This is a genomic window from Candidatus Binataceae bacterium (assembly GCA_035308025.1).
GTDB lineage: Bacteria > Desulfobacterota > Binatia > Binatales > Binataceae > JAJPHI01.
In genome coordinates, this window is record DATGHL010000008.1 from 86,607 (window position 1) to 99,503 (window position 12,897).

12 protein-coding genes are annotated in these 12,897 nt (G+C 59.8%); all 12 read right to left on the bottom strand.

All coding sequences use genetic code 11. The features are described from left to right. Positions 1–86 precede the first annotated feature (86 nt). Complete coding sequence (locus tag VKS22_02005; GenBank protein HLW69373.1) at positions 87–743, bottom strand: phage tail protein; 657 nt, start codon at positions 741–743, stop codon at positions 87–89. A gap of 54 nt (positions 744–797) precedes the next feature. Continuing rightward, the gene (locus tag VKS22_02010; GenBank protein HLW69374.1) at positions 798–1,274 is read right to left on the bottom strand and encodes a hypothetical protein; all 477 of its coding nucleotides are present in this window, start codon (positions 1,272–1,274) and stop codon (positions 798–800) included. 1,193 nt (positions 1,275–2,467) lie between these two features. Next, positions 2,468–2,764: a hypothetical protein gene (locus VKS22_02015; protein ID HLW69375.1), complete on the bottom strand. Its 297-nt coding sequence runs from the start codon at positions 2,762–2,764 to the stop codon at positions 2,468–2,470. Between the two features lie 148 nt (positions 2,765–2,912). Then, positions 2,913–3,431, bottom strand: coding sequence for a phage major tail tube protein (locus VKS22_02020; GenBank protein ID HLW69376.1), 519 nt, complete (start codon positions 3,429–3,431; stop codon positions 2,913–2,915). Between the two features lie 61 nt (positions 3,432–3,492). Continuing rightward, positions 3,493–5,247, bottom strand: coding sequence for a phage tail sheath subtilisin-like domain-containing protein (locus VKS22_02025; protein HLW69377.1), 1,755 nt, complete (start codon positions 5,245–5,247; stop codon positions 3,493–3,495). 78 nt (positions 5,248–5,325) lie between these two features. Next, positions 5,326–6,153, bottom strand: a complete 828-nt coding sequence (locus VKS22_02030) for a Gp37 family protein (GenBank protein HLW69378.1) — start codon at positions 6,151–6,153, stop codon at positions 5,326–5,328. Between the two features lie 12 nt (positions 6,154–6,165). Next, the gene (locus tag VKS22_02035; protein HLW69379.1) at positions 6,166–6,624 is read right to left on the bottom strand and encodes a DUF1320 domain-containing protein; all 459 of its coding nucleotides are present in this window, start codon (positions 6,622–6,624) and stop codon (positions 6,166–6,168) included. A gap of 88 nt (positions 6,625–6,712) precedes the next feature. Then, a complete protein-coding gene (locus VKS22_02040; GenBank protein HLW69380.1) occupies positions 6,713–7,669 on the bottom strand; it encodes a Mu-like prophage major head subunit gpT family protein in 957 nt (318 codons plus the stop codon). A 31-nt stretch (positions 7,670–7,700) separates the two neighbouring features. Beyond that, complete coding sequence (locus VKS22_02045) at positions 7,701–8,399, bottom strand: hypothetical protein (protein HLW69381.1); 699 nt, start codon at positions 8,397–8,399, stop codon at positions 7,701–7,703. Positions 8,400–8,482: 83 nt separating this feature from the next. Further along, the gene (locus tag VKS22_02050; protein HLW69382.1) at positions 8,483–9,616 is read right to left on the bottom strand and encodes a phage protease; all 1,134 of its coding nucleotides are present in this window, start codon (positions 9,614–9,616) and stop codon (positions 8,483–8,485) included. A 71-nt stretch (positions 9,617–9,687) separates the two neighbouring features. Then, on the bottom strand, positions 9,688–11,091 hold the full coding sequence (locus VKS22_02055; protein ID HLW69383.1) for a DUF935 domain-containing protein: 1,404 nt from the start codon (positions 11,089–11,091) through the stop codon (positions 9,688–9,690). Positions 11,092–11,282: 191 nt separating this feature from the next. Further along, positions 11,283–12,839: a hypothetical protein gene (locus VKS22_02060; GenBank protein ID HLW69384.1), complete on the bottom strand. Its 1,557-nt coding sequence runs from the start codon at positions 12,837–12,839 to the stop codon at positions 11,283–11,285. Positions 12,840–12,897: the final 58 nt, after the last annotated feature.

Here is a 12,897-nt window from a genome sequence, read left to right on the forward strand (position 1 = left end):
CCGTAATATGCCCACGCCAGCAAATCCCACCGCTCACCCGCGAGGGTCGTGTGGCTTATGTACTGCGATGCCATTTGACCTGACTTCTAGGTTGCTGCGCGCACAATTGCGCTCGCAAGAATGTCCGACGGCATACTCTGGGAAATCACGGGAGCAGTGCTCGGATTAGCCAACAATGGTGACACCCCAACTGTTGCGAACGAAGGAGCTAGGTAGGCAGTAGCGGTGGTAGGGCTTTGTGAGGACACTCCGGAAGGCATGCTGTAGCCAATTGCGCCGGTTACGCCTCCCACCGGAGCGGGCACTACTGCGATTGGCGCGAACGAGGGTAACGGCAGCAAAGTCGGGTTCAGCTCGCTGGTGAGTGCCCACTGTTTCAGATCCACTCGAACAGTGGCTGACAACATGTCGCCCTGATCACTCATTTGCTTTGCAACTATTTCGAGTGTGGTAATTACGAAATACCCTCGGTGATCACCGTTGCCAAACACTAAAGCACGCGCCTGATGGTCGGCCGCCGCGGTTTCCAGAGCCGCGATCTGCACCGTCGGATTGCTGAATGAGGTATGAAACAGCATCTCGAGACTGATTGCTTCGAGCCCGTACCCAATCCATTGCAGTCTCGGCAAATCTTCAATTACCCGCTGCTCGACATAGTTCCAGTGTTGCGCGCGCACCAACCTATTTGGTGCAGTCAGCGTCGCAAATACGATTTCGCCTAACACTGCGAGCATGACACCCATTCACCTCTTGAAGGCTTTGCTTCGCGCGTGCTCATTGAGCTTATTCACGTCGCCTTAAAAGCTTGAGCGGTTTTGTTTCGCCGCTTCGCGCCTGAGCAGATCACTCAGTTCGTACGCATGCTCGCTCATTATTCTTAAGATTCGCTGCTCAAGTCCGCCGGAGCTTTCGTCACTGTGGACGACCACCGTGGGCGAGTAATTGACGATTTGGCCTTCAGCGGCCGCGACTTTTCCGCCCCGGTCGGCTCGTGCTGCACCTCTGATTTCCTCGACCGATCCTCGGGATCTCGTTAACGGAACAGTCGCCATCGCAGCTTTACGTAATGTCACCACAGTGTTGGTTAAGGTATGGCCTTTCTTATCATGGCCGACCGTGCCGTTCGACGACGACGAGGGTTGCGCCAAAGAAACGAGCGGTACACTTATCGACTTTAATTCGAGTACTCGGTTCCGCGCTAGCGCGACCAAGGAGCGCAATGTCGGCCCTCGGCCATTTTGCATCACGAGGCCGAGTTGCGACGTTTGAGTCATCGTCGTTGCTTGATCGTCGCGGCCGCCAAGAGCGCGCGCCCCAGTCAACCTCTTTAGTCGGGCAACCTTCACAGATAGCGAGGCAGAAGTGGGTGTTTTCAGCTCGAGAACGCTCCCTCCAGGTCGCGTTGTGGAGTCGCGGCTATTGCGAGTGTTCAGCCTGCTCAAGACTGCACGAATTCCGCGATTCATTGTTCCGGCAACTGAGTGCAGCGGTCGCCGGATCGCTGCGAGGGTCGCGATCGATGTCTGCAGCGATCGCATTCCCGCTTGAGCAATACTTTCGTTGTCTACTGCGAGCGGCACGAGTAGAGCATTTAAGTTTCGTGTGTCTAGGGTGAGCCCGACGCTATTCGCCACACGCGTGTTTGAAGCGGGGTTGGACGCTAGACTCTGATCACTGCTGCCGTGTGACGCATCTGTTCGGGCTGAGAACAACCAGCGTCTCAACCAGTTCATTCGTGCTCCCGCGCCTTTGCCGGCACTGGCTTTAAGCTGAGCAATCATTGACAGCTTGCCTGAAGGATTGAGTCTAGGCCCGGGTTTGGCTTGCTCTCGAGCAAACGCAGAGTCGGGCTCGTTTGTGCCAACTGCGGCGAACGGAATAACTAGCTTCCAAAAGGCCCGCGACCCGCGGACCGCTGCCTGGGTCCTCTCTAACACCCGACTCGTACGAGTCAGCTGCGCTTCAAGCCTCCCCATTCGCGGTTGGTCCCTCTCTATAGAGTCAAAGCTCATGCTGGCGTACTCTCTTCTCGGCCATCGAACGGCTTCGCATTCTTTGTCAGCCGGAACACCCGGTCTTTTTTAGTTCGCGAAACGACCGACGTGTGGCGCCGTGATCGGATGCCTTAAGCCTTTGTCATTCGCCTCAGCGGATGCTTCTTCACTGTCTTCGCTAGTTGTCATTTCTGCGAAGCCTAGGTCACTCGAAGATCCACTTCCTTGTGCTTGCCCGCGCAAACAACTTGAGCATTGCATATAGTCGATGTCGACATTGAGGTTCCTTTGAACGGAATGTGCTTGATTGTTCGAGTTTGCTCGCTCTCACCTTCAGTCTCTTTCTGCCGAGCGATCCAACTCTCGGCCGCGCTCGGCGATCTGCCACCAATAAGCTGCCTCGGTGAGACTCATTTTCTTCAACTCCGCGAGACAAAATCCAAATGCGATTAATTCTGCGATTGCTTCTGCGCTCAGGAGGCTGCGCTGGACGCTCCTGGCGCCGCCGGAAAATTTGCGCTCCGCTCTCCCTCCATCACCGCGGACTGCAATACGAGGCCGTCCTCAGCCGACAGCTCCAGCACATCTTCGTATACAACACGCTTGCCATCGAGCACTATTACTTCCGCGATTAGGGCCGTTGCGATGATCATTGGTTCGCTGCTGAAACCCGTGGTCCGATGCGCCTGCAGCAGATCTCGCACCTTCGCTTCACGCAGCGTCGCGCTGCGCCCGCTCGGCAGTGTTATGGTTTTTGTCTCCTCGTTCATTGCTTACTTCCTCCCTCATACTTGACTTCTTTGACGCTGAATCCACGCCCGCTACAATGCGGTCGGAGTTCATCCAATCCGCGTTGTTGTCGCGTTTGGGACAACCCGCGTTTCGACGGGACTTTTGTGCTCTGGAGCCCGCGCGTCGTCATCCGCCCAGATTAGTACGGAACTGAGCCAGTTGATCGACTCCATTGACGACGTAAATGTTCGCTAGCACGTCGTACAAATGAATCTGGGAGCCTGCGATGTATAATTCAGAGTGATAGACGCTGATTGTTGAACTGACGTCCAGGTTCTCGTGGGCGCGGAATAGTAAACCGCCAGCATCTTTAAAGACTCCGGTCATCAGGTACACAACCGGCAGTTCGGCCGTACGTCCCTGGCTCGTATACTGCTCGAGGCTGCCCCTAACCTGGAACAAGTGCGACGTAAATGGACTATCAGCCGCTGTGAGCACTTCTGGGTAAAGTGATGCCCACTTGATTCTAGACTCTAGCTTGTCCACTCCCGCCCAGAATTCCGCCATTCCGGCCATGCCCAACGCCTTGTGATCAACCATCTTATGGCGCGGCTGACCGAGCGCAATTTCCTCGGCGCGGCCAAGCAGGCCCACACCGTCCATGTAGATGTTGGCATTAGTGAGTCGATTGACTGATACATCCATGCGTCGGTTCCTCGGTCTTTGCTACTTTAGTTGGCTGTTCACTCGGGAGCGTCCCGCTCTTCTACGCAGTTAGCGAAGTTGCGCTCTGGGCGCTCGTCGTTCCCAGTTGGCTCAGCAGCGTCGAGTCAATGTAAACGTTAAACGTGATACGCTCCGCCGGCGGTGGGGGCATAACGTCGATATCGAAAACTAGCTGCCCGGCCGCGATAGCGCTTGGCGGATTTTCCGCTGGGTTGTACGTCGCCGAGCCGGCAACCAATGCTCCGCGCTGGATCAGCGTCCTGATGAAAGAATTCACGCTCGCAAGAATCGCCGTTATTAATGCGTTGCTGATCGGCTGATCGATGAACTGCAGCATCGATAATTCGACCGATTCTTCCAGCACGTCCATCGTCCGCCGAACACTGATGAAATTGTCCGGCGTCGTTATCGTCGGGTAGCCTGCGCTGCGGTTTCCCCACACCCGCAAGCCGGTGCCAAAAGCATTAAAAACCGTCAGAATGCCGGCCGCGTTGAGATTATTGACGTCCGACGCCGCATCCAAAATTGAGGCGTAGAGCGTTACATCCGGTCCCAGTATGCCATTCACCTGCATGTTCGACGCTGACCACCAGTAGCCTTGTGCCAAATCCCTTGCCGCAATTGCGCCGGCCACCCATGACGAATAGGGACCGACCGCATTTGCGTTCGCCTGGGTTTGTACTGGCAGTGCGTTATTGAGAGTCACGCCGGTCGGCACAATCCCGGTGTCGAAAAACTGCTCTTGCGGGTAACACAGAACAACCCGTGTCGAGCTCGTATCGAAGGCGTTGCCGGCAACCCCACGGTTCGCAATCGCCGTCGCCACCGTCGTACTCGGCGGTGAATCGACTAAGGCCACACCCCTTATAGTTCCCGCAATCGTCGTCAGCGCGGACGCCACGTCGGCGTTTTGCGCAAAGCCGGGTGCGATGAGCACTTTCGGAAAGAATCCCATAGTGCCGTAGGTCGTGAGCCAGCCCTGCATGCCGCTGTAAGTACCCGCGGCCACAGATCCGATAATGTTCGCGTCTTGCACTTTGGTCGGATCTGCATAGCTGAACGAAGTAATCACGCTTCCCAGTGCCGGAATCGTGCTACCAACGTTGAGCGTAATGACGCCATTAACCGGATCGAGAGTGTAATCGGTCTTGGCCGAGTAAGCCGTGCCGGAATAATAACTATAGCTCGCGAGTACCGCCTGCGTGTTCCCGATCGCGCCGCCGGCGATTACGCTGATGCTTCCGGTCCGCGCGTCGAGGCTGAAGTCTGTCCCCTGCACATAGGTGTGGCCCGCCGGATTGCTGGTCAGCACCAGCGACGACGCCTGCACTTCGCCATGCGTCAGCTGCACAGTCGCCGGCGTTCCGGCGAACGTGTGCGTCTCACCGCTGACGGCCGCAGTGGTCGTCGGCAGCACGCTTAGGTTGTTTATCCCCATGTGCGCGAGGTTGACCGCACCTGCCGCGCTGAATGTCTGCGATGATACCACGTCACTGAAATGCAGTGCCGGATTGAACACGTTTATCGTAATTACCTGACCCGCACCCTGAGCTTGAATCGCCGCGAGCGCGTACGGAATCGTGTAGCCTTGCACCAACGGCCCGAAGTTGGCGGCATCTAGCGCCGAACTCACCAGGACGGGCGAATTCAGCGCCGGCGCAATGGCCGGCGCCGCCACCGCCCACGTCGGCGCGGTCCCTACCAGCCCGATCACAGATGACTTCACTACCGTGATCGGCACCGGACCGGTCGTCGTCTCAATTACCTCAACTCCATGAAGAAAAGATGCCGCCATTTTATTCTCACCGTCTTGATAACCGCCATTGAATAGCGGCTAGTATGCTAACTCCAGCCTTTAGTTTCTGGCTCGTTGTTAATTGGTCGGCGCCGTCGGCGACTGTCCGCCCGTGGCAACCGCGATTACGACTTCCGCATAACTGTAACCCACACTGACCGTCGCTTCCGGAGGAATGGAGCCTGTGGGCAGCCAGACGACGATTCCGTTTACGCTGTCAACCGTGTAGTCCGTGCCAAGTGTGTATGGCGCGCCGGTCGGCGCCGCCGACACGATGACTTCTGAGATATTTGCATTGCCGAGCTTAATCTCGCCGGCGGCGTTGAAGACGAGCTGAGCCGCAGCGACGACTCGGAGGGTCTGACCTCCTTGCTCCTGCGTCACTGCTTCAATCAGCAATGGGAAGTTGTCGATTGTAGACGGCTCAACGGCTGCGGTCGTGAACGCGAAGATGCTTTCGTAAATCCATACACCACCCTCTTTGTCGCGTTCTAGAAACTGATCTTTCAAGGGATACATTTTAGTGCATCCCCCAATCTGAAATCCGGTGAGCGCGCCTCGAATCGCTTCCAGCAGCGCGTACGCACCCGGACTCGGCCCCCCTGCGTCGCCTCCATAACTCCAGCCCAGATCGCGCATCATTAATCTCACCGCGAACCGCAGCGTGCGTTTTTGCACCACCGCTGCCGTGTCGATTAAGTCGCCATAGGCGGCGCCGTCGTAGCGTACCAGCGCCGCGCCGACTCGATGGGTTAATCGATAGCTCTCGGGACGATCAGGGTAGTGCGCGATCTCAATCGAGTTAATCTGGCTGCCTAATTGGCTGACGATCGCGTTTTCCAACGTCGCGATATCCAGTGGCGTCGGCGGTATAAAAGAAATTCCCGCCCACGCCGTATCGAGCATTACCGCCATTGCCTAGTAACCCTTTAGTGATCCGCGATCGAAAACCCGCTGTGGTAAGACCCCTGACGAATCGCCGCCGGCCTGGGTCAGTACCGCGTCCTGCGCCTGCGGCGGCTCGACGTTGTCCGCCGAGAGCCCTAGTGTCACCTCGCCGCGCGCAACCTGGACTAAGAGCGCCACCGCATCCTCGTACCGTTTTCGCGCGTCCGCTATATCGTGAAGTGGTCGGAGGCCTTGCAGCCGATACATCGCGATGTCGCAGGTCAGCCGGTTAAGCACTGCCGGTGGATCACTAAGCGGCAACAGGAAGCGGCTTTCCAGGTAACCGTCGATCTCCGCGCTGGCGTCATCAACGACCTGCTGTAATGCCGTTGTGTTTACCACCGTCTGCGTAGGATCCTCATTGGTCAATTGCACGAGATCCCGGTTCGGATAGCGTGCGATCATGTCATTTGGAGTTGCGTAAACCACTCGGATTTCCTGCTGCGATTGCTTCTGTGATGCGCCAGCACGGCCTTCGGTTAGGCAAGTCCTGCCTGACGCTTTTAATCGTTTTCGATCAGACCAGATACTCGCTGACGATCAGTTGGGCGCTGCCTTTCCAGATGTTGGAAGTTGGCACTGTCGCGCTATTTCCGGTGCCCACCATGAACTCCGAGTGCAGCAACTGCCGCGCGACCTCTTCGAGCGCAGGCGGCACTAGCAGGAACGCGCTCGTTGGATCCGTCAGCGCGCCAAACGGATTGCCACCGTCGGTCTTGATCGACCGCATCGCCGCCCGTGCCGCCCCGTAGTTCGCGGGCACGCTCAAATCGGTATTGCTCGCGTATGCCAACTGCCACAATCCGACTCCAGTATTGGCCCGCCCGTCGACTCCAAAGCGAAACTCCCGCCGATTGAATACCGATTCGTCGGTCAGCGTGTTCATGCGCGTCATCGTGTACTCGCGTCGCAGCTGAAAGATAAACGGCCGCAGCGCTCGCGACGCGTCCAGCAAAAACCACCAAGGCCCCGAACCGCTGGAATTGATATTGCCGGCAGTCGTGTCGCGCACATCGCCAGCCGCGCTCAGCGGTCCCACGGGATGCGTCCCGGAGAAGAAGGGCTGGCCATCAAAGCTCAGTACGCTGCCCGGCGTGTTCACCGCGTTCTTAATCATCGTAAACAAAAGAACGTCAGGATGAACTTTCGTGTCCCACCCCAGTTGTTCGATGATCGGCTCGTAAACGCCGTAGTTATCGTCCTCAAGATCGTTACGATCGATACTGATCGTGTCTTCGAAATTCCGGTTCACGATCGTATAGGTGTGCGTCTCCAGCGCCTGCACCACGCGGCTGCCGAGCCACTCACGAAACTTGGTGGTCCGGCCCAGCCATGGATAAGTGGTCTGGCGCGACGTCGAGCGCACAACCGTCGCGATCTTTTCGTAATAAGACGGCGGTTTCTCGAAACCGCGCTGAAAAATGACGTCAAAGCCGGTGAATAACGCCGTAAGGTTCGCTGCTGTGATTTCCATGGGTACCTGCCCTTGAGAGAAACTCGCTTACTTAGACCGCCGCCGCAGACTGATGCCAGAAATCGACCCAGACCTGCCCGCTGGGATCGATGTTTACGATTCTTCCGGCGACGCTCCGGCTTGCCGGGCCCCAGTTGTAGTCGACGAAGATCGTTGACGCCGCGGCGATGGCCCCGCCGCTTACAAGCATCAGGAGTCCAGCCTGATAATCGATCACGTAGTCAATCCCCTCGCTGTAAACCGTTCCGCCGGCCGACGTACTGTGCACTTTCACTTTCGCAATATTCTCGTGACCCAGCACCGAAATCTGCGGGACCGCAGTCGGCGGCAGGGTCACCGATTGCGCGACTACTGCCGTTGCTGCGCTGCCATCACTGAGCGAGACCGAATTGTCATCAACTGCAAAGGCCATCATTCCGATCTGCGGCGCCGCGATTGAGCCGTCATTGACCGCGTACATGAACACACCGCGCCGCGCGACAATTGAGATCGCGCCCGCCGCCCCTGGATTGTTGACAGCGTCCTGGCCGGGAAGGCCGTTGAATACCATCTCAGTACGCCCGATTAGCTTGAGCCCGGCGATGCTGGACGCGGGCACCGCGTAACCGTTGGCATCGAGCGCCGCCATGCTGCCAAGATAGATCGTCGTGTTCGCTTCGACCGGGTAGACTTGCATCCGCCCGCCGTCAGCAGCTTCAGGAGTATTGCGTGAATTAGTCAGTGCCGCCATTGTTCCACCGTGTGAGATCAGATTTGTTGTTCGCCGCAATTGCCAGCGTCGCTAACCAAGTAGTTCAGTTTCGCACTTGAAGATTACAACAGGCCGGCCTCAGGAAGCGCTCTCGCCGTCTTGCGCCGAGCATAGTCAGTAGCCCGCAGCCCCAGGCGCGTACAGATTGCCAACTCCACCGCGCTGAGCGCCTCGACGCCTGCCTCGCTCGACAGCTGGCTCCCGCCTCGGTTAGCACGGCTTCGCGGTTCGCTCTCAAGCTCGAGCGTTCCCAATGCAAGCGCCGGCTGTCGCGCGACAAACTGCGCGAAGCCCTCGGCATCCGCGGCGCAATACTCGATCGCCCATTCGCGCTGCGCCGGCACGATCTTCCCCGCTCGCATCGCCCCCTCCACCGCCCGCTCGCTCACTTCACGGGCCCGCTCTGCCCGCAGAGCGGTTAGTTCGCGCGCCGCCTTCTGATAATGTTCGGCGGTAACGTGTTGCACGCGATCGAGTGTTTCGCGGCCCGTCGCTTTGTTGACCGCCTGATTCTTTTCGCTCTGAGCTTCCATCAGTTGTTGCGCAGCTTCGACGATGTCCTCCGCCGTCGCTTCGGCTTCCAGTCCCAGAACCTCGCGGAGAACCCCAAGCAGCTCATCCATCGGCATATCCGCCCCACTTTCGGTCCCATCGGGCGCTCCGGCTTCGCCTCGTCCGCGGGCCTCCACCCGCGCCCGCGCTGCAATCGCTCGCAAATACAGATTGGGATTGTTCGTCAGCGCTGCACGCAACAGCCGCGCCACCACCCCCTCTGCGTCATGCTCGAACACCGGCGAAACGTAGCGATACTCCCGCGTCGCCAGCGCCGCCGCGCCATGTTGCGTCCACTCGACACGAGCCCACAGCGCCCCATTGCGCTCCGCCAACTCTTTGATCCAACCAGCCGCCGGCGCTGGCCGCCCCTCCGGCGCGCCGAGGTCGGTCGCGTGGTCGTAATCGATCGGCAGCCCGGCCTCCATCTGCAGCGCTTGTGTCGCCGCGATCACCTTCGGCACGTCCTCCAGACGATACGGTCCGCGCCCATCACGCCCGCTGAACCGTCCGGCGGGAATCAGCTCAATCCACGCCGGCTGCGTCTCGTCTGCCGACGACGCGCATACACCAACGCGCGTCGCATCAACACGCTCTATGCTCTCGACTGTCGCGTTCATCACTCGGCGATTCTCCCAGTTCATTCGCGATTCTACTAGGGTGAAATGTTTCACCAGGGCTCTAACTCTACTACTTAGTAAGGGCGGGACACTGACTATACACTCGACGCCGTGCTGTCGCCGTGCTCCGCGCTCAAGCCGGCCGGCCGCAAGACCGGATCATTCGCCACTGCCGCCGCCAGCCCGAGCTTCTCGAGCACCGCCTTCTGGCTGACGCGCAGCCCGCGATCGGCCAGTTCCGCCACGATATCCGCGAACACCTTGACGTCCTGATCGTCCGGCAGCGCGAGTTCCAGCTGTGGATAGCGCCGCTGCGGTCCCGCATTCAGGTCGATCAGCGGCCGCAGAAGATCCCGCGTCAGCGTCGCTCCCAGCCGCTGGGCATCCGCGCCCAGGATGTCCCGCCGCACCATCTGATGAACCTGCGCGGCCGCCCGCGACCCGCCGCCGCGCGGCAGTTCGGTCGTCAGCGTCTGACCCAGCACCGCTTTGCTCAGTTGCCGATCTATATACTCAGTGAAGCGCTCATATAGATCAGTGCTGCCCGATTGCCGCGCTTGCGTAAACTCGATTATCATCGAATCCGGAATTATGGCGGCCGCGTCGGTCCCGATATTGCCGACCGCCTGCAGCAGCGCGCTCTTGTCGTTCTCAGTCGCGCCCGCACCGTACTTGCCGAGCCGCAGCGGCTGCCCGAAGACCTCCGCGAACGTCACCCAGTCCTTCAGCACGTAATTCTTGAACAGGTAAGCCCAGGCTGCTGCCCGCGCCAGACCTCCGCGAATCGGCAGGCCGCTCTTGGCTTGTCCGTAATGCACCACGAACTTGAAGGGCGCCAGCGGCGCCGTCAGCGGCTGTGCCCCGATGCCCCCAGCGTTGCGCGCGACCCGGCCCGCAGGCAGGAGCCGCGCGTCCACATGTGTATAGCCACTGTCCGTAGTTTGCGGTATCGATTGACCCTCGCCTTGCAGAGTGCGCACCAGTAGTTCGCGTCCCGAGATCCAGTCGAACAAAAACCAGCGCGGATCCCGCCACAACAGCCGCGTCGGATACCATTCGGCGCCCGCGGTATCCCAGATGATCTCAGTCGCGGAAAAGCCTTTGCCGATGGCGTCGAGCATGTCGAACAGGGCCTCGCGCAGATTCAAGGTGCCCTGCAGCAGAAACTCACTCGCCATCGCCGCCAGCCGCACATCCGCCGCCGAATTCGACGCCGGCCTGATTACTACATCCAATTGCGCCACGGCCTGCTTGCGCGTCCCCAGCACCGCGAGGTAGTGGAGATCCTTCTCCTCCATCTCCTCTGCCAGCTCCAGGTACAGAAACGGATCGCCGAATTCAGCCTGACGCAGCAGTCCGGTCAGCTTCTCCGGAGTCAGCCCGGCCGCCGGATGCATTACTGAATATATATTTCGCACGCCGGCCAGAGTCGGACCGGCCTGCTCTTCGCGTAGCTGCCTGGTTTCGACCTCGCGGCCGTAGGCATCATACAGGCTCATGACATCACCATTTCGAGGTCTTGCCCGATACCACCATTAGCGCGTTTAACCACCTGTTAACGCTTTTCTGAAAACAATTTGTTTCGACCGCGCTTATACAGACTAATCCGTTATTTCGATCTGACTATTGCCTGGAAGAGCTTGAAAGCGCCGCCCCGGCGGAGAGAAACGCCCTTAGCTTTGCGGCGAATTCACCACGCCCCCGCGAGCGTTCGCAGGCGGCCGCCGCGCCGCAGCGCCGACAGCTCGTCACCGGCAGCCGTTCCATCCCAGAGGTCCGTTCTTTGTTCCGACCGGTGGGCGCGCGCCGCGGCGCGATACTCATACGCCGCCGGCGTCACCGTGCTGGCCCAATGCGCAAGCGCCGCCGCGATCGCGCTGTCGCCGTGCCGCCGACCGCCGTCCGTGTCATGTCCCCGTCGTTCCGGCGCCCGCGCAATCCCGCGCTCGAACACCAGCGCCCGATGGTCTTCGAGAATTGCTGCATCGCGCGGCAAGTCGATCAAGTCGTCCTCAAACGCCGCTTTGTAACGCGGCATATTGTCGCGATACCACTCGGCCGTCAGCATCACCTGCTGAATTTTTGCGCCATAGCGCTGCATCGCCCGTTCGGCCAGAAACTGGCCATTCCCCCGCGCATCCATCGCCCCCGCGGTAAAGCACGGCAGCCGGTCGACCACGTAGAAGAAAATCTCTTCCTGTTGGGTGAACGGTATGTTGCGCAGCTCGACCACAAACGGCGTATGCCGCCGCAGGCGCTCGCTCAGTTGCAGCGGCCAGATCACCGTCAGATCACCCGAGCGCCCGAAGTCCTCCCCAACAAAGCTCAGCGCGTCCGCACGCAACCCTGCGAGAGCCGGCGCAATCTGCTCGGCGCAAAAATCCGCCGCCGCCCGCTGACGCTCCTTTTCCGGCCGCTGCGCGAATTCTGCCGGCATCGCCCAGCGCGCCACCGGCGCCCCCGGCCGCATCCGCGCTTCGATCAGCGCCGACGGCAGAAACGCCCCGCCGCTGGCCCGCGGCACGCAGTCCAACTCCTCCTCGGCGTCCTCGCCGTACTGCGCGAATACCTCCTCGCGCCACGCCGCCTCCGCCGCGGCGCTCCACGGCCGGCCGTTTTTCGCGCAAATCCGATGAAACAGCCCGTCGCCGATCGCGTCCTCTATAGTCACTCGATGCAGTGAGTAGTGTTTGCGCCCGGCCCGAATCTCATTAACCAGTTCGTTGAACGGATTCGCCGCCCCGTTATGCGTCGAGATCACCCGCACCTGCCCGCCCCACAGCGTAAACGCCAGCGCCGCCTTCAGCAGCCCGCGCAAATCGTCGTGAAACGCTGCCTCGTCGATCACCGCACGTCCCTGCTTGCCACGCAGGCTCGACGGCCGCGACGACAGTGCGACGATCTTCCGTCCCGAGCTGAAGCGCACCCGGTACGCCACGATGTCGCGCCGCCCATCACCCACCGCCACCTCTTCCACCGCCCGCGCCGCCTTGTCCATCTGCCGCGCCCACACCGCCGCGGCCTCAACGAACTCGAGCGCCATCTCCTTGTTGTAACCCAGGTACCAGGTGTCCACGCCGTCGCGCCCCGCCGCACTGAGCACGCTGTCCGCCGCCTCAGTCCACGTCAGTCCCACCCGCCGCGACTTTTCTGCCACCTTGACCGGCGCGCGGTCGGCCAGCCAGCGCATTTGGTAGGGCAGCAGAATCGACTTCATGCCCTTCGCTATTTCGCTGACTACCGCCACTGGCTATTACTCACTGTTCTAAGCGCCGCGGAATCCGGAGCGTCAGTTGGTCTCTCGA

Bases quoted from the DNA above. Each gene is read 5' to 3' on its own strand.
- VKS22_02010 (HLW69374.1), bottom strand. From the start codon at position 1,274: ATGACTCAAACGTCGCAACTCGGCCTCGTGATGCAAAATGGCCGAGGG.
- VKS22_02020 (HLW69376.1), bottom strand. From the start codon at position 3,431: ATGGATGTATCAGTCAATCGACTCACTAATGCCAACATCTACATGGAC.
- VKS22_02040 (HLW69380.1), bottom strand. From the start codon at position 7,669: ATGGAAATCACAGCAGCGAACCTTACGGCGTTATTCACCGGCTTTGAC.
- VKS22_02030 (HLW69378.1), bottom strand. From the start codon at position 6,153: ATGCTCGATACGGCGTGGGCGGGAATTTCTTTTATACCGCCGACGCCA.
- VKS22_02005 (HLW69373.1), bottom strand. From the start codon at position 743: ATGGGTGTCATGCTCGCAGTGTTAGGCGAAATCGTATTTGCGACGCTG.
- VKS22_02050 (HLW69382.1), bottom strand. From the start codon at position 9,616: ATGAACTGGGAGAATCGCCGAGTGATGAACGCGACAGTCGAGAGCATA.
- VKS22_02015 (HLW69375.1), bottom strand. From the start codon at position 2,764: ATGAACGAGGAGACAAAAACCATAACACTGCCGAGCGGGCGCAGCGCG.
- VKS22_02045 (HLW69381.1), bottom strand. From the start codon at position 8,399: ATGGCGGCACTGACTAATTCACGCAATACTCCTGAAGCTGCTGACGGC.
- VKS22_02025 (HLW69377.1), bottom strand. From the start codon at position 5,247: ATGGCGGCATCTTTTCTTCATGGAGTTGAGGTAATTGAGACGACGACC.
- VKS22_02055 (HLW69383.1), bottom strand. From the start codon at position 11,091: ATGAGCCTGTATGATGCCTACGGCCGCGAGGTCGAAACCAGGCAGCTA.